Source organism: Dietzia sp. SYD-A1, assembly GCF_015356725.1.
Classification (GTDB): domain Bacteria; phylum Actinomycetota; class Actinomycetes; order Mycobacteriales; family Mycobacteriaceae; genus Dietzia.
In genome coordinates this window covers 1-746 of sequence record NZ_JADDKI010000447.1, presented here as the reverse complement: position 1 = coordinate 746, position 746 = coordinate 1, and the positions used below count along the sequence as shown (strand labels likewise).

General features: G+C 71.8%; 1 protein-coding gene. It reads right to left on the bottom strand.

Annotated features, from left to right (window positions below; all coding sequences use genetic code 11):
• Positions 1-316 precede the first annotated feature (316 nt).
• Positions 317-670 carry a 4a-hydroxytetrahydrobiopterin dehydratase gene (locus tag IY392_RS15520; RefSeq protein WP_194861689.1) on the bottom strand — a complete coding sequence of 118 codons (354 nt, stop codon included), beginning with the start codon at positions 668-670 and terminating at the stop codon, positions 317-319.
• Between the last annotated feature and the right edge of the window lie 76 nt (positions 671-746).

Here is a 746-nt window from a genome sequence, read left to right as displayed (position 1 = left end):
GTCTGGCGGCTCGGGGGTGGCGTTCGCCCGCCGACCGGTGACCCTGGCCGTGGTCGGGATCGCCGCGGTGCTCACGCTCGCTCTGGGGATCGCCCCGCAACCGCTCCTCGATCTCGCAGGGGCGGCCTCATCATTCGCGTGGTGACTCGCTCGAACCGCTCATTCAGCGCTCTCACCCCGCCCCCTCCCTCCACGTGAGGTCACCGCGTGCAGCGTTGTCCCAGGAGAACTGCGGCACACGCCTGACGCAGTGACTCAAAGCCGGCGGTCCAGGCAATGCCCGCGCGTGCTCGTCAGTCCATGTCCAGCCAGCGCGTCAGTCCATGCCCAGCGGGGTGGCGTCGAACTCCCCGGACAGCGCCGAAACGGACCGGGCCAGCTTCAGGTCCCGCCGGGTCACCCCGGCGACGTCGTGACTGCGCAGGTCCAGGGTCACCTCGTCGTAGCTCCACAGCAGGTCCGGGTGGTGGTCCTGGGAGTTGGCGGCCTGCCCGATCGCGGCGACCAGGTTGATCGCGGCCTGCGGGGTCTCACACACCGCGGTGTAGGTCAGCGACCCCTCGGAGAAGGCCCAACCGGGCAGGTCGGCGAGCCCCTCGGCGATCTGCTCCTCGGTCAGACGGGCCCGGTCATCGGCATCGGGGCGTGCGTTGTCGGCGTCGGCGCTCATGCCCTCCAGTCTGGCACCTCCCGGCGCGCCCGGCACCTCCCGCCGGATCCGACCCCGCCGCGCACCCGGCCTACCC

What these genes read in the sequence shown, in the direction of transcription:
- IY392_RS15520 (WP_194861689.1), bottom strand. Translation starts at nt 670, where the DNA reads ATGAGCGCCGACGCCGACAACGCACGCCCCGATGCCGATGACCGGGCC.